At 45.4% G+C, this 238-nt stretch carries 1 protein-coding gene; it reads left to right on the forward strand.

Annotated features, from left to right (window positions below):
- Window positions 1-238, forward strand: a 238-nt coding sequence (locus AB4512_RS24935) for an OmpW family outer membrane protein (protein ID WP_372176146.1), incomplete at both ends; no start/stop codon positions are given.

Genomic DNA, 238 nt, shown 5'->3' on the forward strand with positions numbered 1-238 from the left:
GTGCAGCAACGGTATCTCCAAACGACAGCAGCGGCGCTGTACTTAACAACCCAGATCTAGAGTTTTCAGTAGATTCAGATACTCAACTTGGCCTTACTTTCGGCTACATGTTCACTGACAACATCAGTTTTGAAGTACTAGCGGCGAGCCCTTTCTCTCACAGTATTTCTGTTAATGGCCTAGGTAAAGTTGCTGACACCAAGCACCTTCCACCAACGTTTATGGTTCAGTACTACTT

Origin of the sequence: Vibrio sp. 10N.222.52.B7 (genome assembly GCF_041474275.1) — a bacterium.
GTDB lineage: Bacteria > Pseudomonadota > Gammaproteobacteria > Enterobacterales > Vibrionaceae > Vibrio > Vibrio crassostreae_C.